Origin of the sequence: Azospirillum sp. A1-3, from assembly GCF_023806445.1 — a bacterium.
Taxonomy (GTDB): domain Bacteria; phylum Pseudomonadota; class Alphaproteobacteria; order Azospirillales; family Azospirillaceae; genus Azospirillum.
Window position 1 is genome coordinate 41,989 of the sequence record NZ_JAMSLU010000005.1, and the last position, 25,112, is coordinate 67,100.

Sequence of the window (25,112 nt, forward strand, 5' to 3'; positions counted from 1 at the left end):
CCGACCCAAGACCTGAAGGAGCCGGACGATGAGCAAGACGATCATGTGGACCGAGACCGACGCCAAGGGCTTCGAGTCCGAGTGCCTGTTCAACGAGGACAGCCGCCACTACGAAGTGATGGTCTGCGCCTCGGGCCGCCGGCTCTGCCGGTCGGAGTCCTTCCCGGCCCAGTCCGACCCGATGCAGGGAATGAGCGACGACGACCGCCATCTGGCCTTTAAATGCGCCGAGCGGCTGGTGACCGAGATCGAGCACGATCTGGGCGACCGCTGATCGGGCGGAACCGCCTTTCACCACCGCCTACCCATGGGCGGCGAAGTCGGCGGTCCGTTCGACGAGGTCGTCCAGATTGCGGCGGAACTGCTCTAGCACGAAGCCGGTGCCGAACATCCGCCACAGCCAGTCGGTCGGCATGTGGCGAGTCTGCCTTTCGGCCCGCGTGCGGTCGATGCCGCTGCGATAGGCCGCCAGCGCATCGGCGAGCGCGGTGGAGCGGTCGGGCGGCCGACCGGTGGCCAATGCATCGGCCAGACCACGCAGAATGGCCGCTCCCGCCGCGGCGACCGGAGTCCAGTCGGGGCAGACGTCGCGGTCGGGGATGTCCTGCCGCGGCTCCCCCACCGCCCGGCGCAGCATCACCACGTCATGCCGCAACCGCATCAGCGTGCGCAGCAGCGGATCGGGATCGGGCATGTCGGCCAGCCGGCTCCGCCGCTCCCGCGCCGCTTCCCCCACCAGGGTTTCCAACCGGGTCAGGGCTTGCCGGGTGCGCACAACCAGCCGGTTCATGGTCGCCTGGGAGGCGTCGTCGGCGACGGCCAGCGCGTCGAGCTGGTCGGCCATCAGCCGCGCCACCTCAGCCGCCGTGTCCAGCACGGAGCGGGAGGCGCGGGCCGGCGCCACCAGCAGCGAGACCAGGATGGCGACGAGGCAGCCGAGCCCGACCTCTAGCATCCGGTCGGTGGCGAAGCTGAGCGGACCGAGGTTCGCCCCGGCGGTGCCCAGCAGCACGATGATCGCGGTGATCGGCGCAATGCGGAAGCCGGCCGACATGGCGGCGAGATAGGACAGCGGCGCCACCGCCGCCAGAAGCGCCACGGCACGCATCAGCCCGTCGGTGTGCGGGATCAGCAGGCCGATCACCCCGCCATAGGCCACGCCGACCAGCGATCCGACGAAGCGGTCCAGCGCCGCCTTCAGCGATCCGCCGACATTGCTCTGGGTGACGATCAGCGCCGTGATCACCGCCCAGAAACCCTGCGGCAGGTCCAGCGCCTCCGCCAGCAGGAAGGTCGCCAGGGTGGAGACGGTCATCCGCAGGGCATGCACCAGCTTTGACCGGTTCCGCGCGATCCACGACGCCGGCACGCTCCGCCACCCGCTCATCCCGTCAATCCCGGTCCATCTCCGACTGACGCTCAGTGTCGGGCATGACGCCGCAAATCACCAGAGACAGTGCGATGCGTCGGTCGGCCGGCGCTGACCGGCGGCGCGGCGTTCCGGCCTTTCCGCTCAGTCCTCCTCCTCGTCCTCCTGCTCGCCCGGCAGCTCGTCGAGGACAACCGTGTCGCCGACGGCGTAGAGCATGCACTCCTCCTTGCCGCCGGCCTGCTCGCACTTCTCCACCGCCGCGGTGCCGGCCTCCTCCTCGCTGTCGCGGTCCCACACCGACGCCCAGCGGCCGGTCAGCGTCAGGGCAAGAGCCTTGTGTCCGGGATTGCGCTGGTAGTTGACCATGCCGACCTTACGCGTGTGTTCGCTGACGAAGGGCACGCGCGCCGGATCGAAGCGGCCGGAGCCCAGGATCTCCACCGGCATCGGGACGAAACGCTTGCCCTCCATCACCACCGCGTCGCCGACCGCATAGAGGGTGCAGGGCTCCTCCGCCCGGTACTGGCAATATTGCAGGGCGCTGCGCTTCACGTCCTCCTCGGTCCGGCTGTTGGACTTGTTGGAGAAGTAGGCGTAGTTCCCCTTCGTCGAGATCGCCAGCGCCTTGGGCGACGGCAGTCCCGGATACGTGGACAGCGCGGCCCGCGACTTGCCGCTAAGATAGGGGATCGCCGACACATCCATCGGCGCGGTTGCCGGAGCCGGGACCGGGGCCGGAACGGGGGCTGGTACCGGCACCGGCGGGGCGGCGAGCGCGGCGACCGACACCGGCGCCCGCTCCGTCGTAGCGGCTGCGCTCGCCGCACCGCCCAGTTCGGCGACCCGCGCCTCGGCGATCGGGGCGAAGGTGCCTTGCGGGAACTGCTTCAGATAGGCTTCGAACAGGCCACGGTTGGAACTGCCCTTGATGCTGTCCCAGAACAGCGTTTCCTTGTCGGCAGCCGTGGCGGCCCCGGCGGCCGGCGCATCGGCCGGGGGCGCCGTCACCACCGTGGTCGGCCCCAGGAAATAGAACCGCCCCTCGATGGGGGAGGCCGAAACCCAAGGCTGCTGGACGCCACCCGAGTTGCGCTTCACCGTGATGCCGACATCGTTGAAAACGTCGAACACCGCCTCCCCCGGTTTCAGCATGGCCTTCGACAGCGCCTCGGTATAAGGGCTGTTGGCCCCCGCGCCGTCGGCCGCCACCGCACCGGGCTGGGTCGCATAGGCGATGATCGTGCCGGCCGGCGCCTGCATCTGGGCCAGACCGGGCGACGCCGCGCGCAGGCCGCGCCCGCCGAAGGGGTTGTTGCGGCAGGCGTCCAGGATGACGATGTTCAGCCGGCTTTCCGCCAGCGCCATCTCGTCCAGCACCATGGCGACGTCGATCAGCTCGTACCGGACATCGGCCTCCTTCTCCAGATTGGCGGAGACCGGCAGAAGATAGTTGGTGCCGCGGGCCTGCATGCCGTGCCCGGCATAGAAGAACAGCCCGACATCGGCGCCGGCCAGCTTCGCGCCGAAGCTGCGGATCGCCTTTTCGGTCCCCGCCCGGTCAAGGTCGAGCTGCGGCTCTCCGCCGATCAGTTCGAATCCGGCCGCGCGCAGGGACTCGGCCATCGCCTTGGCATCGTTCACCGGGTTGGGCAGCCGCGGCGCATGGTGATAGCTGCTGTTGCCCATCACCAGCGCCACCCGCTTGTCCGCCGCGGCCTCTCCCGATCCGGCCCCCCAGACGAAAAGGGACAGGGCGAGCGCGATGGAGCGTCCCAGGGTGTTCAAGGCCAATGTCCTTCGGGTCGGAAGCGTTGCCGCCACTCTGCCCGGGCAACGGCACGGGTTTCAAGGACGGCGACGATCCTCCTGCCGGGGCCAGGCATCCACATCGTCGTCCGTCCTGAGAGCGACCGCCCTGGAATCGATCGCCCCGGAATCGATCGCCCTGAAATCGACCCCATTGGAATCGATCGCGCGGACCGCGTTGATGAAGGCCCGCAAGGCCGGGGCCATTTGCCGCTGGCGCGGATAGCACAGGAACCGGCCGGGAAAGGCTGCGGACCAGTTCTCCAGCAGCGGAACCAGCTCTCCCGTTGCGATATGGCCGGCCACCGCATCCTCAACGCAGAAGCCGATCCCGATTCCCCGCAGGGTCGCGCGCAACGCCATGTCCTTGTCGTTGAAGATCAGCGGCCCCTCGACCGCCACCTCGAACCAGGAGCCGTTGCCGAAGAACTCCCAGGCGTAGGGCATCACATGCCCTGGCCAGCGCCAGCGGATGCAGCGATGGCCGACCAGATCGCGCGGATGAGCCGGCCGGCCATGAAGATCGAGATATTTGGGCGACGCCACGGCGATCTGCCGCAGGTCCGGACCGAGACGCATGGCGACCATGTCGCGGTCGATCACTTCGCCGATCCGGATGGCCGCATCGAAGCCGCCGGCCACCAGATCCACAACCGCATCGTCCAGCGTGATGTCCAGCACGACGTCCGGAAAGTCTCGGGCGAAGGACGCCAGCATCGGCTCGATGTAGAGTTCCGCCGCCGCGCGGAAACTGTGGACGCGCACAATGCCGGACGGGCGTTCGCGATACCGGCGCACCTGCCCGATGGCGTCGCCGAGTTCGGAGATGGCCGGCTGGACGCGCCGGAACAGATTCTCACCGGCGTCGGTCAGCGCGACACTGCGCGTGGTCCGGTTGAGCAGCCGCACGCCCACCCGCTCCTCGAACCCGCGCACCAATTGGCTGAGCGCCGAGGGGGAAACGCCCAGCCGCTCTGCCGCGCGGCTGAAACTCAGCGTCTCGCCGACGGCGAGGAACGCGCGAAGCTGGTTGTAGTCGCTGCCGGAGAGCAAGGGATCCATAACGTTAGGAAACCATTTTTTAGCAAGACTTACAAGTTTCATCAGAAATCCGGTTATTCTGTTAACCGGTCACCGGATGTATCTCTGGACGCGAAAGGAGACTTCCCATGACCACATGGTTCATCACCGGCATCTCGCGCGGCCTTGGGCTGGCACTCGCCAAGGCGGCCCTTGCGGAGGGCGACACCGTCATCGGCACCGTCCGCAGCGGCAGGCCGGACCTCTCAGTTGAGCACGGCACCCTGCATGTCCTGACCGCCGATCTCGCCGACGGCAATGCCGCCGAGGCCGCCGTCGGCCAGGCCTTCGCGCTCGCCGGCCGCATCGACGTGATCGTCAACAATGCGGGCTACGGCCTGCTGGGGGCGGTCGAACAGGCGAGCGACGACGAGGTCGCCCGGCTGTTCGCGGTCGACGTGTTCGCCCCCTTCCGCATCATCCGCGCCGCCCTGCCCCGCCTGCGCGCCCAGGGGACAGGGCACATCGTCAACGTCACGTCCATCGCCGGACGGGCGCCCGGCGCCGGTTCCGGTCTCTACGCAGCGGCCAAACACGCCCTGGAGGGATTGTCCTCCAGTCTTGCGCAGGAGGTCGGTCCGCTCGGCATCAAAGTGACGGCAGTGGCGCCCGGCGCCTTCCGTACCGACTTCCTATCGACCCATTCGATCCGCAAGAGCGCTGCCGAAGACGCGGCCTACGCCGACAGCGTCGGGCGGATGTCATCGGCTTTCGACGGCATGGCCGGCCGTCAGCTCGGCGACCCGGATCGCGCGGCGCAGGCCATCCTGGCCGCCGTCCGTTCCGAAAGCCCGCCGCTCCATCTGCTGCTGGGGTCCGACGCCCTCCACCGGGCCCGCGCCAAGCTCGACGCCGTGATCGCGGAAATCGACGCCTGGGAAAGCGTGACCCGCCGCACCGACTTCGTCGAACAGGCTTGAGGCTACAGGTAGGCGATCAGCCGTCCCGACGCCAGGGCGGGGCAGGGCGACCGCCGCCGTGACGGCGAAGCCGGCGGCAACAAGGTGACGGGATCGGGTGTTGAGCAGACGGCTGCGGGCCATGATGACGCACTCGCTCCCGTCGGGCATTCTCGGTCCACATGGGGTGAGCCGCAGTCCCGGCAGGAGAAAGCCGGGCGCCGCTCCCCAACGGAGATGCCAATGCCCAGCTTGAGCCGCCGCATCCTGATGACCCTGTCCACCGCCGCCCTTTTGGCGGCGCCGATGGCGGCGCCCGCCGCTGCGCTGGAGACGGCCGGCCTCGTCGTGCTGATGCGCCATGCGGAAGCGCCCGGCACCGGCGATCCGCCGGACTTCAAGCTGGACGACTGCGCCACCCAGCGCACTCTCGGCGATGCCGGACGGGCCCAGGCGACACGGATCGGCGAGCGGCTGCGGCAGCTCGGCGTCGATCAGGCCCAGGTTCTGTCCAGCCAATGGTGCCGCTGCCTGGAGACCGCCCGCCTGCTCGACCTCGGCCCGGTGAAGGAGATGCCGGCCCTCAACTCCTTCTTCGGCCGGCAGGAGGAGGAGAAGGACAGAACCACCCAGCTGCGCCAGTTCCTGGCCGACCTGCCGCGCGACGGCAAGCCGGTGGTGCTGGTCACCCATCAGGTCACCGTCACCGCCCTGACCGGCATCTTTCCGGCATCGGGCGAGGCGGTGCTGCTGCGTGCGAACGGCACTCCCAATCCGGAGCAGATCGACCGGGTGCGCGTGCCCTGACGCACAGGGAATCGGAAAGCTGAAGGAAACCAAGAAAATGACAGATGGCCTGCTTCCGTCCTGGATGCTGTGGGCGCTGTTGTCGGCCTGCTTCGCCGCGCTGACCGCCGTCTTCGCCAAGGTCGGCGTCGAAGGCGTCGGTTCCGACATGGCAACGCTGATCCGAACCGCCGTCATCTTCGTGATGCTGATCGGCATCGTCGTTGCCTCCGGCCAATCGCTGTCGCCGTCGGCGGTGTCGGGCAGGACGTGGCTGTTCCTGCTGCTGTCCGGTCTCGCCACCGGAGCATCCTGGCTGTGCTATTTCCGCGCGCTGAAGCTCGGCCCGGCGTCCCAGGTGGCGCCGGTCGACAAGCTCAGCGTCGTGCTGGTCGCCCTGTTCGGCGTGCTGTTCCTGGGCGAGAAGCTGTCCGGTCCGAACTGGCTGGGCGTGGTGCTGATCGCCGCCGGGGTGATCCTGCTGGCGTTCAAATGAGCGCCGGACCCGTGGCGGATCCGGCGGACCGGTGGTCTTCGGCCTTCAGGCGGTCTCAGGCCGCCCGTTCATGGCGAAGGAACTCCTCCGCCGATCGCGCAGGGACAGCGCCTGCCGACCGACCCCGCCAATGGTCACGTGGCGCCGACCTTACTGACCTCGCCCGTCTGCCGTCGTGGTCAGTCCGTCGACCATGCGCACCAGTTCGACGACGGAGCGGGCCTCCATCTTGCGCATCGCCTGCCCGCGATGCAGCTTCACCGTCGCCTCGCTGAGGCCGAGATCGTCGGCGATCTGCTTGTTGCGCAGGCCGGACACCACCATCAGCGTGATCTCGCGTTCGCGCGCGGTCAGCGTCTCGAAGCGGGCGCGATGCGTGCTCAGGCCGCGCTCCTGGCAGCGGCGCTCGCCATGGGCGGCGATGGCGGCGTGGATGGCGTCCAGCAATTCCTGGTGATGGACCGGCTTGGTCAGGAACTCGAAGGCCCCCGCCTTCATGGCGCGGACCGACATCGGCACGTCGGCATGGCCGCTGATGAAGATCACCGGCAGGCTGTTGCCGGACCGCGCAAGCTCCGCCTGGAAATCCAGGCCGCTGCGCCCCGGCAGCCGCACGTCGAGCACCATGCAGCCGACATCGATGGCCGGGCGCTGGTCGACATACTGCTGCACCGAGCCGTAGCTCTTCACCTGCAGCCCGACGGACTCGAGCAGCCCCTCCAGCGCTTCGCGGACGGCTTCGTCATCGTCGATGATGACGACGGTCTCGACCGCCACCACAGCTTCCGCCTTCCTCCCCATCACTTGCCTCCGGGCGATACGGGCAGCACGAATTCGAACACGCTTCCGCCGGACGCGCCGGGCGTCGCGGTCAGCCGTCCGCCATGCAGTTCGACGATCGACCGGCTGATCGACAGGCCCATGCCCAACCCGTCGGGCTTGGTGGTGTACAGCGCGCGGAAGATGGCGTCGACATCGGCTTCGCCGAGGCCCGGCCCGCTGTCCTCGACCCGGACGCGGAACCAGCCCTCATCGCTGCCGGTGACGATGCGCAGGCGCCGTTCCGGCAAATCCTCCGCCGACATCGCCTCGATGGCGTTCATCACCAGATTGAGGACCAGCTGCTGCAACTGCACCCGGTCGCCATGGACCCAGGGCGGTTCGGCCTGCAGGTCGGTTTCCACGATGACGCGGGCGCGGCGCAGCTCCGCCCGCACCAGTTCCAGCGTGTCGGCGACCAGCGCGCTGATGTCGACCCAGCCGGGGTCTGCCGGGGTGCGGCGGGCCAGCGCGCGGATGCTGCGGACGACATCGCCGGCCCGCTGGGCGTCGCGCACGATCCGCTCCACCACCACGCGGGTCTTATCGAGGTCGGGCTGTGGCTGCGACAGATGCTGCAGGCAAGTGCCGGCATTGGTGACGATGGCCATCAGCGGCTGGTTCACCTCATGCGCGACCGCAGCGGCCAGCTCGCCCATCATGGTCAGCCGGCCGATATGGGCAAGGTCGGCTTGCGCCGTTCGCAACGCCTCCGCGATCCGGCGGCGCTGAGTCAGATCGCGGAACACCAGGATGGAGCCGACCAGTTCATTGCGATCGTCGATGATGGCCGAGCATCGCTCCTCCACGACAATTCCGGCCGGCTCGTCGCCATCGCGGGGCAGCAGCCGGGACTGGCGTTCCGGCGGGGCGAAATCGCCGCTGCGCAGGACGACGGCGGAGAAATCCTCCAGCGGCTCCAGCGTTTCCTCGTCCACCGCGACGAAGACGGCGGACAGCGGCTGCCCGGCGGCCTCCGCGGCGGTCCAGCCGGTCATTGTCTCCGCCGCCCGGTTCATGAAATCGACCCGGCCGTCGCGGTTGCTCAGGATGACGCCGTCGCGGATGCTGGCCAGCGTGGCGGCATAGCGCCGCTCGCTGAGCCGCAGCCGGGTGTCGCTGGCGTGCTTGTACAGCGCCATCTGGATGACGGTGCGCATCTGCGGCTCTTCGAAGGGCTTCAGCAGATAGCCGAACGGCTCCGTCAGGCTGGCGCGATGCACCACCTCGTCATTGGCGTAAGCGGTCAGGAAGACGATGGGAATCCGGTGGGCATCGCGGATCCGCCGCGCCGCCTCGATCCCGTCCATCTCCCCTTCCAGCCGGATGTCCATCAGGACAAGATCGGGCTGCTGGCTGCACGCCTGCCGGACGGCATCCTCGCCGCTGGCCGACATGCCGACCACCACATGCCCCATGCGGGACAGTTGATGCTGAATATCGCGCGCAACGATGCGGTCGTCTTCGACGATCAGGATGCGTGCCGCGATCATTCACTTCCCCGATTGCGCCCCTTCAAAGGAAAGGTGACGATGAATTCGGCGCCTGTGTTGAAGCTGTATTTCAGAGTTCCGTGCAACTGACTGCTCAAATCCGAAACAAGCTGGAAACCTACGGAGTCCATCCTATCGGGATCGCAACCTTCGGGCAAGCCCACGCCGTCGTCCCGAACGGATAGCCGGCAGTCCCGGCCGTCCGTCGTCAGCACCACGCGCAGCACCCCGCCCCGCCCGCCCGGATAGGCGTGCTTCAGCGCATTGGAGACCAGTTCGTTGACGATCAGCCCGCAGGGCACCGCGCGGTCGAGGTCCAGCTTCAGGTCGTCCATCTCGGTTTCCAGCCGCACCGCCCCGGCATGGCGGGAATAGGCGCGCAACAGGTGGGCGCAGACCGAGTCCAGATGCTCACGCATCGGCACGCGGGCGAAGTTGCCCAGGCGATAGAGGCTCTCATGGACCAGGGCCATCGACCGCACGCGGTCGCGGCTGTCGGCGAACAGGGCGGCCACCGCCTTGTCCTCGATCCGGCGCGCCTGGAGGTTCAGCAGGCTGGTGACGAGCTGCAGGTTGTTCTTCACCCGGTGGTGGATTTCCTTCAGCAGCGCGTCCTTCTCCTCCAGCGTCGCCGTCTCCAGCGATGCCGCCGCCTGGGCGCCCAGCAGGGTCAGCACATTGACCCGCTGCGGCGTGAAGGCGTAGGTCGCCAGCGCGTTCTCCAGATGCAGCAGCCCGACGACCCGGCGGCGGCGGACCAGCGGCAGGCACAGGATCGACCGCGCCTCCGTCTCGTGGAAATAGGGGTCGGCGGACAGCGGACCGGCGGCGCGGGTGTCGTCGACGATCACCGCCTCCTGGTCGCGGATGGCGCCGTGAATGATGGCGTGGGGCAGCGGGAAGCGGTCGGCATCCTCCTGCACCAGCCGGACTGACACGCCGTAAAGCCCGGTGGTCGCCTCCGCCTCCACCCGCAGCCGCTCGCCGCGGGCGAGGATCAGCAGGCCGCGGCTGGCCCCGGCATGCTCCAGCACCAGGGTCAGCAGGGTGGTGGTCAGCTGCTCCACCCCCGACTGGTCGGAGACGGCGCGCAGCGTCTCCAGCAGGGAGGCCAGATCGACGCCGTCGAAGCCGCGCGGCGCCTCCGGCACCGCCGCCTCGGCCGGCTCCAGGGCAAGCGACGGATAGCGCCGGGCGAGCTGCCGGACCTTGGCCGCCGCCCCCCAGCGGCCATAGCGGTCCGCCGCCTCGCGGATGCAGGCCAGTTCCAGCGTCGGCAGGCCCATGCGGCGGTAAAGGCCGGCGGCGCATTCCTGGGCCAGCGCCTCCACATGCGGCAGCGCGGTGCGGCGGGCGGCCTGGACCGCGCGGTCATAGCCGCGCATGGCGTCTTCGGTCCGCCCCTGGCTGCGGGCCGCCTCCGCCTCCACCAAGGCGAAGCGCGCGTCGAAGCTGTCCGGGCTGTGGCCGGCCCATTCGCGCAGCTGGCCCAGGTGGCGGGACAGCGCGACGGCGTGACGGGCGCGCTCTTCCGGTTCCGCGCCGTCCATCGCGCCAGCCCTGGCGAGGGCGGCGTGGAAATGGAACTCCGCCATCTCCCAATGGCCGGACGTGGTCCACAGCAGCCCTTCGGCCCGCTCCGCCGCTTCGACCGCGGCCGCCATCTCGCCGGCGATGCAGCGGAGCTGAAGCGTGCGAATCCAGTGCCAGCAGGTGGCGATGTCCAGGCTGGGGTTGGCCAGCAGCCGCGCCTCGAAGGCGGCATTGTCGAAGCCGTTGCCGTCGAAGGACCCCAGCGCGTCGGTCCGCCCGCGCAGGGCGCGCACGAGTTGCAGCTGCGTGGTCAGGATGTCGGCGCACAGACCGAACTTCACCTGCCGCACATAGGCGAGCCGCGCCTCCGCCGTGCGCTGCACCGTCGCCAGCGGGTCGCCCGACGCCAGCATGCTGGTGACCAGCGTCACGCTGGTGAAGCCGCCATAGGTGACGTCCCCCGCCTCCCGCGCCTCCTCGAACGCGCGCAGAAGCAGGGGGCGCTCGCTGCGGATGTCGCGGGTCCAGGGCACGACATGATAGGCGAAGGTCATCAGCACCCGCGCCCGGTAGCGCGTCCGCCCCTGCCGCTCCGCCAGATCATAGCCGAGCCGGCCGAACTCGTATCCGGCGGCGTAATCGCCAAAGTACGGCCCGGCCATCATGCCGAGATAGGCGAAGCCCAGCGCGGAGGCGTCGCTGCGCCCATGCCGCAGCGTCAGGTTCGCCATCCGGCAGAGGATCAGGCAGACCAGATTGCGGTCGCTGAAGAAGGCGGGCGGCAAGGCTGCGGCCAGCACGTCCATGGTCGCCCGGCTGTCGGGGTCGCTCACCGCCGACAGCGCCGCCAGCGAGGCGACGGGCCGGTCGCCAATGGCCGCGCGCAGGTCCGCATATTCCTTCTGCGCCAGCGCCGCCGGCGGATGGGCCGGCCAGTCGATCCCGGCGCCGCGCAGATAGGCGAGGCAGGCGTCGATGGCGCGGTCGCTGCGGTCGATGGCGGTGTAGACGGTGACCAGCAGCGCGGTGATGGCGGCGCGGTCGGCCGGACATTCGGCCCGCCCGACCAGCCCCTGAAGCCGCAGCTCCGCCCGCCGCAGGTCGCCGCTGAGGAACTCGCACTCGGCCTGCAGATGCTCCAGCGCGAAGGCAAGCCGGTGCCGCCGCTCCCACTGGCCACCCTCCAGCAGGCGCAACCCCGCCAAGGCATAGGCGAGGGCGGAGCCGTGGGCGCTGGCCGCCTTGGCCTGATGCCCGGCGGCGAGGTGCAGGGTCGCCACCTCCTCCCGCTCGCGCCCGTCCTGGATCAGCGACAGGCAGCGGTCATACTGGCCGACCAGCGCGAACAGCCGCTCCCCCGACAGATCGGCCGCGAACCCGCGGTGCAGGGCGCGGGCGATGTCGAGATGCAGCCTGCCGCGCCCCTCCGCCGGCACCAGGGCATAGGCCCCCTCCTGCACCCGGTCGTGGAGGAAACGGTATCCCCCGTCGATGCGCAGGATCAGCCCTTCGGCCAGCACCGGTTCCAGGTTTCGCTCGGCCTCCGCCTCGGTCAGGCCGGCGGCCAGCGCCAGGGTGGCCAGCGGCGCGCTGGCGCCGAGCGCGGCGAGCCGGGCCAGCAGGTCGCGCGCCCCGGCGGGAAAGGCGCCCAGCCGCTCGGTCATCAGCGTGGCGATGCCGGCGCCCGACCGCGCCGTCTCCACCGCCGCCATATCCCAGTCCCAGCGCCTGGCCTCGCGGTCGAACCACAGCCGGCCGGACCGCTCCAGCGCGGTCAGAAGCTGCACGGCGAAGAAGGCGTTGCCGCCGGTCCGCTCCTCCAGCAGGGCCGCCAGCGCCGCCACCTCCTCGGGCTTGCGGCCCAGGCTGTCGGCGACCATCCGGCGCAGATCGCCGGAGGACAGCGGCCCCAGCGCGATCTCACAGAAATCGATCTCCACACCGGCCGGTTCGGAAGCAGAGCCCCTGATCCGCTCCAGCAGGGCGGCCAGCGGGTGGTCGGCCCCCACCTCGTCGCTGCGGTAGGCGCCGACCAGCAGCAGATGGCCGATGCCGCCGTCGGCGACCAGCCGATCCAGCAGGTCCAGCGTCGCGCGGTCCAGCCATTGCAGATCGTCGAGGAACAGCACCAGCGGGTGGTCGGGACGGGCGAACAGCTGGAGCACCCGGCGGAACAGCAGGTCGAAACGGTTCTGCGCCTCCTGCGGCGGCAGCGGCGGCACCGCCGGCTGTTCACCGATCAGCAGGGCGAGGTTGGGGATCAGCGCGGTCATCAGCGCGCCGCCGTCGCCCACCGCCTCCGCCAGCCCGCGGCACCACTGGTCGCGGTGCGGGACTGGCAGGGCCAGGATGCGGGTGACCAGCCCGCGAAAAGCCTCGGCAAGGCTGGCATAGGGCAGATCGCGCCGGCCCTGGTCGAACTTGCCGGCGGCGAACAGGCCACGCGGCGGCACCAACTGCTCCTCCAGCGCATGGACGACCGCCGACTTGCCGACGCCGGACCGGCCGGAAATCAGGACGATGCCCATCCGGCCACGGCCGGCGACGCGGTCGAAGGCGGCCTGGAGGGCGGCGACCGGCTCCTCCCGCCCATAGAGCGACGGCGGCGGCTCCAGCCCTTCCGGCAGGTCGCGCCGGCCGGCCGGGAAGGCGGGGATACCGCCTTGCGCGTCCCACAGCTGAAGGGCATGGGTGAGGTCGCGGACAAGGCCGTCGGCGGTCTGGTATCGATCCTCCGCCATCTTGGCGAGAAGCCGCAGCAGAATGTCGGCAATGGCCGGCGGCAGGTCGGGGGCATGGCTGGCCGGCGGAATCGGCGCGCGGGCGAGATGGCTGTGCACCCATTCCATCGGATCGCGGGCGGCAAAGGGCAGCTCGCCGGTGAACAGCTCGTACAGCGTGACGCCCAGAGCATACAGGTCGCTGCGGCAGTCGACCGGCCGGTTCATCCGCCCCGACTGTTCTGGCGCCATATAGGGCAGCAGCGCCGCCGGCCGCTCGACCTCGTGGCGCTGCGGGTCCGACAGGTCGGCGGCGCGGCCGAAACCGGTCAGGCGCACCGCACCGTCCTCCGCCACCAGCAGGTTGAAGGGCCGCAGATCGCCATGCAGAAGCCCGCGGCGATGCAGCTGCGCCACCGCCCCGGCGATTCGGATCGCCAGGGTCAGCCGCTGGCGGAAGGTTTCAGCGGAAATGGACGGCGACGTGGCCGACAGCGCCGACAGCGGCTGCCCGCCCGGATCGGCCAGCGTCAGCACCGGCACAGCGCCATGGCGCAGCAGATCGAGCGGCTTGACCGCCCATGCCGGGTCGAGCCGGCGGGACAGCTCATGCTCCCGCCGGAAGCGGGCGAGCACCGCCTCGGCCGGCGCGGCCGCATCGGCCATCCGCGCCAGGATGGGAAAGGGCTGCCCCGGCCGCGTCACCCGCAGCAGCCGCGTCTCCCCGTCGCCGCCCAGCGCATGGGTGCCGGATCCCGCCTCCGTCAGATGGTCTAGACTGGACTCCATGAAACGGCCTTTCCCCAGCGCAGCATCTGTACCATCCCCTCTCCCCCCCGGGGAGAGGGTCGGGGTGAGGGGGTCGCGCGGCGAGGATTCTTGGGATAGCCACGCAGTGCATCCCCCCTCACCCTAACATTCTCGCTCTATCAAAGGGAAAGTTCGGCAGGCGCGCAGGGCGGTCGGCCCACCGGCATCGGCGTGTCTGCCCCCGCGTTGCGTCGCCGCCAGCTGCGCGGGGAAATGCCGACCAGCCGGCTGAAGGTGCGGGTGAAGTGGCTCTGATCGGCAAACCCGCAGGCCAGCGCCACGTCGGCCAGCGTCTGCGACCCGTCCCGCATCAGCGTCTTGGCGTGGTCGATCCGCTGGTGCAGCAACCATTGGTAGGGCGTGGTGTTGGCGGTGCGGCGGAAGGCGCGGACGAAATGCCCCACCGACAGCCGGCATTCGGCGGCGAGGTCGGCCAGCCGGATGTCGCCGTCCAGGTTGGCGGCGATCATCTCCTTCACCCGTCTTTCCTGCCACGGCGCCAGCGTCCCGCCCGGCTTGGGCTCGCTCACCCGGCCATAGGCGGTGACGATGTGGGTCGCCAGCGCCGAGCAGACATGGTCCAGATACAGCAAACTGATCCGCTCCGGATACTCCAGCGTCGGCAGGATGGCCGATGCCAGCGCCCGCACCGTCGGATCGTTCATCGGGGTGCTGGGCGGGATCGTGAGATCGGCCAGACGCCCGCCGCGGGACTCCGAACAGGCGCTTTCCAGCGCCGCGCGGGGCAGATGGAAGGTCAGCGTGTCGAAGGCCGTGCGCATGTGGCAGTCGATCTTGCGGCGATAGTCGTGGATCGAGGTCAGCCCGGTGATGTCGGCCGGTTTCTCCACCAGCCGTCCGTCGACCCAGACGTCGGACTGGAAGTTGGAGAGATGGTGGCTGACCAGGAACGCGTCTTCGGACGCCGGACTGAAATGGCCGACGCCGCCGGACGCGCAGCGGATTCGCGAAACCCCGACCATGCCGCCGCCCGATCCGACGACCAGCACCTCCGGCTCGTCCGGCGTCGGAACATAGTGCAGATGCAGATTGGTCTGATGGGCCGAGGCCATGTGCGTCTCCCTTGCGTTTGCTTGCGGCCCGGCGTCTCCGTTTTCCGGAAGACCGCCCGCCCGACTTGCCCACACAGGGTAAACGCGACCATATGCCGCGAACCACTAGACGCAGATTAACCACGGCAGTGTTTAGGTAGAACCACCCTATACCTTGGTTTAGGTTCTGATGGTTCGGCGTAAGATTTCCGTAAGACTATCACTAAATTAGCAAATTCAGGACAGATGGCGCGCAAGTGCGGCGATCACCGTGTCGGGTGACGACAGGTGGGGCAGATGGCCCGACGCGTCGAGGATCTCCAGCACGCTGTCCGCCAGATGGTCGCGCAGAAACTCCGCCGCCTCAATGGTCACCGCGGGATCCTGCCGGGTCTGCAGGATGACGGCCGGCACCGTGACTTCGCCCAGGCGACTGCGCAGATCGCTGCGCAGCACGGTCAGCAGCAGCGACAGCGCCATGTCCGGGCGCATCGCCCGCAATGTGGCGACGAATTCCCGCACCGTCGGGTCCTCCGCCGGGCGGTCGACGACCATTTGCCCATAGCGCGCCGTCCACTGCATATAGTCCTGGGTCGCGCTGTCGATCAGGCCGTTGATGTCGGCGCCGTCGAGCCCGCCGCGATAGTCGCCGATATTGCAGTAGCAGGCTGACGCACCCAGCATGATCAGCTTGCGGAACAGGTACGGCGCCCTGATCGAGGCCAGCGCCGCCACCATCCCCGCCACCGAATGGCCGACGCAGACGCAGTTCTCGATCCTCAGCGCTTCAAGGACGGCCGTCACGTCGCGGGCATAGGCGTCCAGGGAGCCATAGCGGACATGGTCGAAGTGGGATTGGCTTCCAGGCCCGACACCCGCCAGATCCAGCAGCACGATGCGATAACCGCCCCGGAATGCCGCCACCACATGGCGCCAGGCCACCTGTTCTGTGCCGAAGCCGGGAATCAGGACCAGCGTCTCCGCCCCCGATCCGACCACGGAGACATTGTGGCTCTCCAGAATCGAGGAACTGTTTTCGATCATTTCAGGACCCTGACGATGCGCACTGGTTGACACAACCATAGTGTGCAGCGCACCTGCAAGCAGGATCGGCACGGCATGGTCCCGCCGCAGAAATGCAATGCGCCCGTCCGGACGGACCGGACGGGCGCGGAAGGGATGGTTCAGGGTAGGTCTGTCAGAAGGCGCCGGCCTTCACTCGCCGCGCTGCTTTTCGGCGAAGCGCTCCAGCGAGCGGCGGGCGGCATCGAAGGCATCACGGATCGCCGCATCGGCGCTTTCGTGGGCGTGGTTGCCGGACTTGTCGCTGTGCACGACCAACTCGTCACCGGGAACGGTCAGCGCGACCTGGACGGTGTAATGCTTGCCCTGATGCTGGTGGCGGTGCGGCACCTCGAAGACCACGCGCTTGGCCATGATGCCGCCGAAGAAGCGGTCGAGCTTGTCGGCATGTTCGCGGATCAGATGCTCCAGGGCGGGAGAGGGGTCGATGTTGCGGAAGGCGATCTGCACCGGTTGACGCATGACCATACTCCTTGTTCTGCGCGGGAGCGGCACCTGCAAGGCGTCTCCCCCGCGGGGCCCACCCCGCCGTCCGGCCGATTGGTTTGGGGGGCCGGCGAGAGGGGTTGGTGATCTCAGGATCGCACAGTGGCGGAATCCTGCATTAATCTGAATCAATGCGCTCCCTGGTTGCCGGATGTAGACTCCCGCCCGTTTCAGGCCCAGGCGATTTTCAGGCCAGCCCGATCAACCGGATCAGCGTCAGGCTGATGCCGCCCAGCACCAGCAGCGACAGGACGACCGCCGCGGTAACCCGCCCGCCGGCCCGCGCCACCGTCCGCACATCGACCCCCAGTCCCAGCGCCGCCATCGACACCACCGTCAGCAGGGTCGCCGCATGCTCCATCGCCGGCAGGGCGGCATGGGGAATGAGCCCCAGCGAGCGCAGGACGATCATCGTCAGGAAGCCCTGGATGAACCACGGCACCAGATGGTGGACCGGCGGATGGGTCCGGCGCGGACGCTCCACTGTGACGCCGCTGGTAGCACCCCCTGCCCCCTCCCCGCCCAGCCGGGGCGCCAGCAGCGACAGCAGCAGACAGACCGGCCCCAGCATCAGCACCCGCACCAGCTTCACCAGCGTGCCGATCTGGACGGCGGTGGCGCCCAGCGGCGCGGCGGCGGCGATCACCTGCGGCACGGCATAGACGGTCAGCCCGGCAAGCGCGCCATACTGCACCCCGCTCAGTTGCAGCCCGAATCCCAGCAGCGGCAGGCCGAGCACGACGGCGACGCCCAGCACGGCGGTGAAGGCGATGGAGGCGGCGACATCGTCGCTGTGCGCGTCGATCACCGGCGCCACCGCGGCGATGGCCGAATTGCCGCAGATCGCGTTGCCGCAGGCCACCAGCACCGCCATGCGCACCGGCAAGCCAAGCAGCCGCCCGATGCCGAAGCCGGCCAGCAGCGCCATCGCCACCACCGCCGCGATGCCCAGCAGAAGGGCCGGCCCCGCCGACAGGATGGTGGCGGCGCTGACCGACGCGCCGAGCAGGACGACCGCCACCTCCAGCAGGATCTTGGCGGAAAAGCCGATGCCGGGATGCCAGCGCGCGGACGGCGTCCAGGCGGTGCGGATCACGGTGCCGATCAGGATCGCCAGGACCAGCGCCTCGATCCAGGCTTGGCCGAACAGCGCCACCTCCGCCTCCGCCGCGGCGAAGGCCAGGGCGGTAACGGCGACGCACAGGGCAAGGCCGGGCAGAAGGCCGCCGACGCGGGAAAGCACGGGGCTTCCCGGTGCTGCGGTATCACGAACCATGGGAAGAAGTCTCCGGAAGCGGTCGGGAGCGGAAAATACCGTCCCGACACGTGAAATATGGAGACCGCTTCCGATCACATCCAACGCAAAGAAGTGATGCGTTCGATAAACTGGATTTATTGGTTCAGGCCGGCAGACGGTCGTCGAATTCGGGAACCTGCCACGGCCCGCCTAGGTCGGCGTTGCGCAGCAGAAGCACCAACTCCTCGCGCGAGCGGGTGACGGCGGTGTAGAGCCAGCGCCAGCGATGCTCGCGGAAGGCGGCCGAATCGTCGACCACCGTGACCGACGGGAATTCCGACCCCTGCGAGGCATGGCAGGTGATCAGCCACGCCCAGTCATAGAGCTGGATGTCCTTGCCCACCCGCGGCTGGACCATGCCTTCGCTGTAATGAGCCTGGAACATCCAGGGATGGACGATCAGCTTGCCGCGCGACCGCACCTCGTCCTCCATCTGCACGCCCAGCGACCACAGGCCGGCCTCGCGGCCCTGCGCCTCGGCGGCCGGACGGGTCAGCGCGCCGATCATGCCGTTGTACAGCCCTTCGTCCTTCTGGTTGCGCCGGCAGATGACCCGCTCCCCCGCCTGCGGCATCACCGAATCGTGGCCCAGCAGCTTGCGCATCCGCTTGGTGTAGGTGGTGCGGACGCGGTGAGTGCCGCAGATCGCCTGCGCCGACGTCCGCATCACCAGCGATTGGGTGCGGTTTTCCAGCGGCAGGACATGCACCTTGCCGACGGAGCCGAACCGCCGGGGCATCTCCTGCCGGCGCAGCAGGTGGGCCAGCCGGATCACCGGGCTTTCGCGGGCGGTGCGGTGCGGCTCGGTCAGGCGGAAATCGGGCTCGCCACTGGTGAACAGCCCCTGGCCGGAGACCGGCGGCAGCTGATAATCGTCGGCGATGACCAGGATCTTCTTGCCGGTCCGCATCAGGTCGCGCGCCAGATCGTCGCCGATCATCGACCCCTCGTCGCAGACGATCAGGTCGGCGTCGGCCACCGGCCCGTCGCTGCGGCGGGCGAAGAACAGCTCGCCGGTGTCGCCGTCCTTGCGCGGGGCGTAGAGCAGCGAATGCAGCGTCGCCGCCCCCTCGATCCCCTTCTGGCGCAGCACCTGCGCCGCCTTGCCGGTGGGGGCGCCCACCACATAGTCGGTCAGCCGGCGGCGTTCCAGCAGATGCTCCAGCACGAAGGCGGTGGTCTTGGTCTTGCCGGTCCCGGCCTCCCCGGCGAGCCAGAAGACCTGCTGGGCGTCATCGTCCTTGTACCAGGCGTCGATCGCCTGGATCGCGCGATGCTGCTCGTCGGTCGGGGTGTCGGACTGCATTGGATCGAACCGGGATCAAACCATGAATGAAGACGGCACAGTAGCCCGAGCACGCACCGCCAGTCCATAGAACTTGTCCATAGAACTTCAGCGCGGCGACACCATCTCCTCCGGGACCATGGTTGCAAAGGAACCGATGCGCATGCGCAATCCCTATTGGCAGGGTCCCGCCACGTCGAATTTCGACGGGCTGCGCTTCTTCAATCCGGGCGAGCCGGAGACCGACCGCAGCCTGCGCCAGCTTCTCCGCTGGCAATGGGGCCGGAATTCGGCGAAATGGCCGCGGCGGGTGCCGGTCGCGCCGGTGATGCCGGCCCGGCACGTCGATAGGCTGCGCGTGACGGTGGTCGGCCATGTGACGACCCTGATCCAGGGTGCGGGGCTGAACGTCCTGACCGATCCGGTCTGGTCCGACCGCGCCAGCCCGGTCCGCTTCGCCGGGCCGAAGCGGGTGACCGCGCCGGCCATCCGCTTCCACGACCTGCCGAAGATCGACGCGGTTCTGCTGTCACACAACCATTACGACCATCTGGACGTGGCAACGCTGAAACGCCTGCACCTGCGCGACGCGCCGCTGATGGTCACCCCGCTCGGCAACGACACCATCCTGCGCAAGCATATTCCCGGCGTGCGGACGGCGGCGGGCGACTGGTGGAGCCGGTTCGAATTGGGGAGGCAAGCGGAGGTCCACATCGTGCCGGCCAACCACTGGTCCTCGCGCACCGGGCGTGACCGCCGGATGGCTCTGTGGGGCGGCTTCGTCCTGCGCACGCCGGCCGGCTCGGTCTATTTCGCCGGCGACACCGGCTATGGCACCGGCGCCGCCTTCCGCGCCATCGGCGAGCGGCTGGGGGCCTGCGATCTGGCGCTGATCCCCATCGGCGCCTATGACCCGCGCTGGTTCATGTCCGCCCAGCATTGCGACCCGGACGAGGCGGTGCGGATCATGCTGGATGTCGGGGCGAAGAAGGCCGTCGGCATCCATTGGGGCACCTTCTCCCTGACCGACGAGGCGCGGGACGAGCCGCCGCATCTGCTGCGCACGGCACTGGCCGCCCACGGAATCGCCCCCGCCCGCTTCGAAGCCGGCCATCCCGGAACCGTGGTGGAGGGCTGAGGATCCTCAAGCCGGCGTCGGCGCCTGTTCCGGCAGGACGCCGGACGCCTTCAGCTCCCGCCAGAAATCGGCGGGAATTGGCCGGCCCATCAGGTCGACGTTCTCCTGCACCCGCGCCGGGTTCTTGGTACCGGGAATGACCGAGGCGACGACCGGATGCGCCGCGCAGAACTGCAGGGCGGCAGCGCGCAGATCGACGCCGTGCCGCTTGGCGATCTCCGCCAGCCGGTCGCGCGCCGCCACCTTGTCGGACGGGGCCTCCTGGTACTCGAAGGTCTTGCCCCCGGCGATCAAGCCGGAGTTGTAGGGGCCGCCGACCACCACATGCACGCCGCGCTCGGCGCAGCGGGGGAAAAGCTCGTCCAGCGCCGGCTGGTTCAGCAGGCTGTAGCGCCCGGCCAGCAGGAAGACGTCCGGATCCGCCCGCTCCAGCGCCATCACGCAGGGCTCCACCCGGTTGACGCCCAGGCCCCAGGCGCGGATCACCCCCTCCTCGCGCAGTTGGGTCAGCGCCACGGCGGCGCCCTTTATGGCGGTGTCGAACACCTCCAGCCAGCGGTCGCCATGCGCGTCCTCGGCGCAGTCGTGGATATAGGCGACGTCGATGCGCGCCATGCCCAGCCGCTGCAGGCTGTCCTCGATGGAGCGGCGCACGCCGTCGGCGGTGTAGTCGTAATCGACGCGGAACGGCAGTCCCTTCACGAACGGACCATGCTTTCCGCCCTTGCTGGAATCGGCGCGCAGCAGCCGGCCGACCTTGGTCGACAGCACGAATTCGTCGCGCGGCCAGTTGCGCAGGACATGGCCGAAGCGATGCTCCGAAATGCCGGGACCATATTCGGGAGCGGTGTCGAAATAGCGGATGCCGGCGTCCCAGGCGGCATCGAGCGTGGCTTCGGCCGTCTCGTCCGACACCTCCTCGAACATGTTTCCAAGCGGCGCGCCACCGAAGCCGAGCGGGCCGGGCGGGGCGAAATGCGTACTGTTGGACATGGAGGAAAGCCTTTCCGTCTCTGACGCCTGATCGTTGCACCCGGTCAACACCGCGCTTCGTCGGGCCGTTCCGGTCCCATACGGCCACTGCCGACCGTCCAGCCGGCGCTTGATTGCCATTCCGGCCATGCCCAGCTTGCTACGCGGAACGGATGGAGACCAGGGCGCGGATGGCGATGGGAGCGGCGATGGGAGTGGACGACAGCACGGAAATTCTTGGCGAGGCCCGCCGCATCCTCGCCGCCGGGGACGAAAGCGCGCTGGCGCCCCCGGCAATGCTCGGCGATCTGCAGGCGCTGCTCGCCGACATTTTCGACGAGAGCTACACCGCCGAACGGGTCCTTGCCCTGCTGACGCCCGCCCGCCGCCAAGCCCTGAAAAGCCGCTTCGCAGCCGCGGACGACAGTGGCGGCGCCGAAATCTGGCTGCCTGCCGACATTCTGGACCGGCTGCGCAGCGTCGCCGACACGCCGCTCGACGCCATCCGCGCTCTGCTGGACAGCGGCCGTGGCCTGCCGGAGCCGGGCAGCGAGGAGCATTGCCGCAAGCGCCGCTGTGATCCCCATGTGCTGCTGTCCGACCCCACCGCTTGGCAATGCCGGACCTGCGGCCTCACCGGGCGGGTCGATCAGCCGCCAAACCCCATCGTCGCCGCGCACCTGATCGACCAGAAAGGCCGCGTCGCCGAACTGCACGCCCTGGCCGCCGCGATCTATGAGGGCTGGGCGGCCGGCGACCGCTTCACCGTCGCCGACGCCGCGGCCAACCGCCAACCCGGCATCCCCGCCGACCGCGACCGGCTGAAGACCCTGCTTGCCGACCTCCTGCGCGAGGGACTGCTGGAAGAGGCGCCCGGCCCGCGCGGCGGCGCCGGTTTCCGCGTGCTGGAGGAGCCGCCGGACTGGATCGCCGACGCCATGGCCGACCGCCGCCGCCAGCGCGAGGCGGAGGCGCGCATCCGCGAGGACCGCGCCGCGGCCCTGCGCCAAGTGCTGGAAGACGGCCTGACCCACACCACCGCCGCCGGCGAGCTGGTGGAGATCGCCCAGAACGAGCGCGGCCTGGAACTGCGCTTCCCCGCCATCCCCGCTTGGGAACTGCGCGAGGAGATGAAGCGCCAGGGCCATTGCCGCTGGGACGGCCGCCGCCGTCGCTGGTGCCGCACCTCCCCCGTCACCAGCGTCGAACCCTGGCTGGCTTCAGCGCTCGACGCCGGCGCCACGGTGGCCCCGCTGGGCACCGCCGACCCGGATGCCGAGGATTGGGGCTACGAGGAGTGGCCGGACTGAACCGGAACTTAAATGAACCGCCAGCCGCCCTACAGATCCACCTCCAGCGTCACCTTCACCGGGTCGAGCACGACCATCGTCTGGAAGGACTGCACCAGCTCGTTGTCGGCGAACAGGCGACGCGACAGCACCTCGTAGCTCGCCATGTCCGGGACCAGCAGGATCAGGACGAAGCTGGCCTTGCCGGTGATGAAATAGCATTGCTGCACCTCCGGCGATTCGCGGAACAGGCGCTTGGCGGTGGCGATGGTCGGGGAACGGTCGTTGACCGTCTGGACCTCCACCACCACCGTCACCCCCTGCCCGACTGCGGCCGGATCGACCACCGCCACATTGCGGCGGATGACTCCGGCCGCCTCCATCCGGGCGATGCGGCGCTGCACCGCCGGGGCGGAGAGGTGGACCGCCTCGCCGATCTCCCGCTGCGAGGTCTTATTGTCGCGCTGCAGGATGTGCAGGATCGCGCGGTCCTGGTCGTCGAGCTGATTGGCCAACTGGTCGGGCGGGCGAGCGATCGTTGAGCGCATGGCGGCTTTCGCGAAAGAACAGTGCGTCAAAGTCCTGAAACTTAAGCCCCCGGCACCCCTTCGTCACAGTATCTTTTCACCCGACCAATTCTGCCGGGAGCCGGGCACGTGGCGAACGCATCCATCGAATCCGCAACCGCCGCGCAGGCAGAGCCGGCGGCGCTGCCGCTGCTGCTTCTGCTGGCGTCGCTGCTGTCGCAATATGTCGGGGCGGCCTCGGCGAAGTCGCTGTTCCCGCTGGTGGGCGCGGAGGGGGTGACCGGCCTGCGCGTCGGGCTGTCGGCGCTGATGCTGCTGGCGATCCTGCGGCCCTGGCGCCACCTGCCGGGACGGGCGGACCTTGGCAACCTGCTGGTCTACGGCGCCACGCTGGGGGCGATGAACCTGTCGATCTACCGGGCGATGGAGCTGATCCCCATCGGCATCGCCATCGCCATCGAGGTGACCGGGCCGCTGGCGGTGGCCCTGCTGGGGTCCCGCCGCCTGAAGGATTTCCTGTGGATCGCCTGCGCCGCCGTCGGCCTTGTCCTGCTGCTGCCGCTGCGCGAGGCGTCAAGCGCGCTGAACCCCGTCGGCATCGCCTACGCGGCGGCGGCGGCCTTCTGCTGGGCGCTCTACATCGTCTTCGGCAAGCGCGCCTCCGCGCTGCCGGGCGGGCAGGCGGTGGCCTGGGGCATGCTGGTGGCGGCCAGCTTCACCGTCCCGCTGGGGATCGCCCATGCCGGCGCCGGGCTGCTGGTCCCGGCCGTGCTGTTCACAGGATTTGCCGTGGCTGTGCTGTCCAGCATGGTGCCCTATTTGCTGGAGATGATGGCGCTGCGCCGCCTGCCCAGCCACGTCTTCGGCCTCGCCGTCAGCGCCTCCCCCGCCGTGGCGGCGCTGATCGGCTTCCTGATGCTGAGCGAGCGGCTCAGCGCCGTGCAGTGGGCCGCCATCGCCTGCATCATGTTCGCGTCGGCCGGCAGCGCGCTGACCAAGGGCCGGCGATGAGACCGCCCCCCACCGAGACGGCGCCACAGCCTCACTTCACGCTGACGAACTCCACCCAATTCGGTTGCTTGCCGGTCGGATAGCGGGCCAGCGTGGTCAGCGCGCCGCTGCCGCCATCGATGCGGTAGACCGTCATGCCGTCTGACTTCTCCCCCACCGCCGCCAGGAAACGGCCGGTCGGATCGATGGCGAAGCCGCGCGGCTGCTCCTCCGTCGCCACGCTGCCGAGCGGGGTCAGAAGGCCGCTTTCCGGGTCGATCCGGAAGGAGCGGATCGTGCTGGTCCGCCGTTCGGAGATGTAGAGGAAACGGCCGTCCAGCGTCGCATGGATGTCCGCCGCCCAGGGTTCGCCCTTGAAATCCGCCGGCAACGAGGGCAGGCGCTGTTTTTCCGTCAGCGTGCCGGTCTTGGGATCGTACGCGAACACGGCGACGGCGGCGTCCAACTCGTCCACCAGATAGAGATGGCGGGCGTCGGGATGGAAGACGATGTGGCGCGGCCCGGACTTCGCCGGCAGGGTCACCGACGGCGGGTCGTTCTCGCTCAACTTTCCGGTGGCCGCGTCGAAGCGGAACTGCACCAGCCGGTCGGCTCCCAGATTGGTGGCAAAGGCGAAGCGGTTGTCGGGGGACGGCTGGATCGAATGGGCGTTCTTGCCGGTCGCGACCACCTGCTGCGGCGCCCCCACCTTGCCGTCCGGCCCGATCGGATTCACCGCCACCTTGTCGCCGCCATAGGACGCGCTGAACAGGTACTTGCCGCTGCGGTCGGTGACGATGTTCGCCATGCTGTCGGCCAGCGGACCGCTGCCGAGATGGCTCAGTTTTCCGGTCGCCGCATCGATGGCGAAGACCTGCACCTGATAGGGCTGCGAGCGCACGCCGGCATAAAGGAAGCGCCGGTCCGGGCTGACCGCCAGGGGGGTGGAGGAGCCGGGCTTGTCCACCCCGACGAAGGGCACCGTCCCCATCGGGGTCATGGCACCGGTCTCGCCGTTCAGGCGAAAGACGCTGATGTCGTTGCTGGCGGCGTTCGACACATAAGCGAAGCTGTCGGCTTGCGCCGGCACGGCTGCGATGAAGGCAGCGGAAGACAGCAGCATCGCCAGCGCGATGCCGTAACGGCGTCCCATGATTTCCTCCCTGTGTGTGAATGTCC

Annotated in this window: 21 protein-coding genes; 7 read left to right on the forward strand and 14 right to left on the reverse strand. The window is 69.2% G+C overall.

The genetic code is table 11. The annotated features are described in order from the left end of the window. Positions 1-28: 28 nt before the first annotated feature. Entirely contained in the window at positions 29-274 is a 246-nt protein-coding gene (locus tag M5E06_RS24780) for a hypothetical protein (RefSeq protein WP_252140480.1), read from the forward strand. A 27-nt stretch (positions 275-301) separates the two neighbouring features. Here the strand turns inward: M5E06_RS24780 and M5E06_RS24785 are convergent, their stop codons facing one another. The 3 genes from M5E06_RS24785 to M5E06_RS24795 all read right to left on the reverse strand — a co-directional run bounded on the left by M5E06_RS24785 (position 302) and on the right by M5E06_RS24795 (position 4,240). Continuing rightward, entirely contained in the window at positions 302-1,387 is a 1,086-nt protein-coding gene (locus M5E06_RS24785; protein ID WP_252140481.1) for an FUSC family protein, read from the reverse strand. A 126-nt stretch (positions 1,388-1,513) separates the two neighbouring features. Next, the gene (locus M5E06_RS24790) at positions 1,514-3,157 is read right to left on the reverse strand and encodes a caspase family protein (protein ID WP_252140482.1); all 1,644 of its coding nucleotides are present in this window, start codon (positions 3,155-3,157) and stop codon (positions 1,514-1,516) included. A 60-nt stretch (positions 3,158-3,217) separates the two neighbouring features. Further along, entirely contained in the window at positions 3,218-4,240 is a 1,023-nt protein-coding gene (locus M5E06_RS24795; RefSeq protein ID WP_252140483.1) for a LysR family transcriptional regulator, read from the reverse strand. Positions 4,241-4,347: 107 nt separating this feature from the next. Here M5E06_RS24795 and M5E06_RS24800 point away from each other — a divergent pair, with 107 nt between their 5' ends. The 3 genes from M5E06_RS24800 to M5E06_RS24810 all read left to right on the forward strand — a co-directional run bounded on the left by M5E06_RS24800 (position 4,348) and on the right by M5E06_RS24810 (position 6,439). Further along, positions 4,348-5,178: an SDR family NAD(P)-dependent oxidoreductase gene (locus tag M5E06_RS24800; RefSeq protein WP_252140484.1), complete on the forward strand. Its 831-nt coding sequence runs from the start codon at positions 4,348-4,350 to the stop codon at positions 5,176-5,178. 222 nt (positions 5,179-5,400) lie between these two features. Then, on the forward strand, positions 5,401-5,964 hold the full coding sequence (locus M5E06_RS24805; RefSeq protein WP_252140485.1) for a histidine phosphatase family protein: 564 nt from the start codon (positions 5,401-5,403) through the stop codon (positions 5,962-5,964). Between the two features lie 37 nt (positions 5,965-6,001). Then, positions 6,002-6,439, forward strand: coding sequence for an EamA family transporter (locus M5E06_RS24810; protein WP_109075885.1), 438 nt, complete (start codon positions 6,002-6,004; stop codon positions 6,437-6,439). Positions 6,440-6,589: 150 nt separating this feature from the next. Here the strand turns inward: M5E06_RS24810 and M5E06_RS24815 are convergent, their stop codons facing one another. The 8 genes from M5E06_RS24815 to M5E06_RS24850 form a co-directional block, all read right to left on the reverse strand. Next, a complete protein-coding gene (locus tag M5E06_RS24815; protein ID WP_252140486.1) occupies positions 6,590-7,240 on the reverse strand; it encodes a response regulator transcription factor in 651 nt (216 codons plus the stop codon). Beyond that, entirely contained in the window at positions 7,240-8,751 is a 1,512-nt protein-coding gene (locus M5E06_RS24820; RefSeq protein ID WP_252140487.1) for a response regulator, read from the reverse strand. Before M5E06_RS24820 ends, M5E06_RS24815 begins: the two co-directional genes overlap by 1 nt. Beyond that, entirely contained in the window at positions 8,748-13,793 is a 5,046-nt protein-coding gene (locus M5E06_RS24825) for an AAA family ATPase (protein WP_252140488.1), read from the reverse strand. Before M5E06_RS24825 ends, M5E06_RS24820 begins: the two co-directional genes overlap by 4 nt. A 140-nt stretch (positions 13,794-13,933) precedes the next feature. Next, the gene (locus tag M5E06_RS24830; protein ID WP_252140489.1) at positions 13,934-14,887 is read right to left on the reverse strand and encodes an AraC family transcriptional regulator; all 954 of its coding nucleotides are present in this window, start codon (positions 14,885-14,887) and stop codon (positions 13,934-13,936) included. A 216-nt stretch (positions 14,888-15,103) separates the two neighbouring features. Further along, positions 15,104-15,910 carry an alpha/beta fold hydrolase gene (locus M5E06_RS24835; RefSeq protein WP_252140490.1) on the reverse strand — a complete coding sequence of 269 codons (807 nt, stop codon included), beginning with the start codon at positions 15,908-15,910 and terminating at the stop codon, positions 15,104-15,106. Between the two features lie 171 nt (positions 15,911-16,081). Continuing rightward, a complete protein-coding gene (locus M5E06_RS24840) occupies positions 16,082-16,411 on the reverse strand; it encodes an HPF/RaiA family ribosome-associated protein (protein ID WP_136701983.1) in 330 nt (109 codons plus the stop codon). Positions 16,412-16,622: 211 nt separating this feature from the next. Continuing rightward, positions 16,623-17,711, reverse strand: a complete 1,089-nt coding sequence (locus tag M5E06_RS24845) for a YeiH family protein (protein WP_252140491.1) — start codon at positions 17,709-17,711, stop codon at positions 16,623-16,625. A 124-nt stretch (positions 17,712-17,835) separates the two neighbouring features. Next, the gene (locus M5E06_RS24850; RefSeq protein ID WP_252140492.1) at positions 17,836-19,038 is read right to left on the reverse strand and encodes an ATP-dependent DNA helicase; all 1,203 of its coding nucleotides are present in this window, start codon (positions 19,036-19,038) and stop codon (positions 17,836-17,838) included. Between the two features lie 142 nt (positions 19,039-19,180). On the opposite strand from M5E06_RS24850, the gene M5E06_RS24855 reads away from it, so the two are divergent. Then, complete coding sequence (locus M5E06_RS24855; RefSeq protein WP_252140493.1) at positions 19,181-20,155, forward strand: MBL fold metallo-hydrolase; 975 nt, start codon at positions 19,181-19,183, stop codon at positions 20,153-20,155. Positions 20,156-20,161: 6 nt separating this feature from the next. Here M5E06_RS24855 and M5E06_RS24860 read toward each other — a convergent pair whose 3' ends face one another. Continuing rightward, complete coding sequence (locus M5E06_RS24860; RefSeq protein WP_252140494.1) at positions 20,162-21,148, reverse strand: aldo/keto reductase; 987 nt, start codon at positions 21,146-21,148, stop codon at positions 20,162-20,164. Between the two features lie 152 nt (positions 21,149-21,300). Here M5E06_RS24860 and M5E06_RS24865 point away from each other — a divergent pair, with 152 nt between their 5' ends. Next, a complete protein-coding gene (locus tag M5E06_RS24865) occupies positions 21,301-22,437 on the forward strand; it encodes a hypothetical protein (protein ID WP_252140495.1) in 1,137 nt (378 codons plus the stop codon). A gap of 29 nt (positions 22,438-22,466) precedes the next feature. Here the strand turns inward: M5E06_RS24865 and M5E06_RS24870 are convergent, their stop codons facing one another. Further along, a complete protein-coding gene (locus M5E06_RS24870) occupies positions 22,467-22,964 on the reverse strand; it encodes an Lrp/AsnC family transcriptional regulator (protein WP_252140496.1) in 498 nt (165 codons plus the stop codon). A gap of 108 nt (positions 22,965-23,072) precedes the next feature. Between M5E06_RS24870 and M5E06_RS24875 the strand changes: the two genes are divergently transcribed. Continuing rightward, positions 23,073-23,954 carry an EamA family transporter gene (locus M5E06_RS24875; protein WP_252140497.1) on the forward strand — a complete coding sequence of 294 codons (882 nt, stop codon included), beginning with the start codon at positions 23,073-23,075 and terminating at the stop codon, positions 23,952-23,954. Between the two features lie 31 nt (positions 23,955-23,985). Here M5E06_RS24875 and M5E06_RS24880 read toward each other — a convergent pair whose 3' ends face one another. After that, positions 23,986-25,086: a lactonase family protein gene (locus tag M5E06_RS24880; protein ID WP_252140498.1), complete on the reverse strand. Its 1,101-nt coding sequence runs from the start codon at positions 25,084-25,086 to the stop codon at positions 23,986-23,988. Positions 25,087-25,112: the final 26 nt, after the last annotated feature.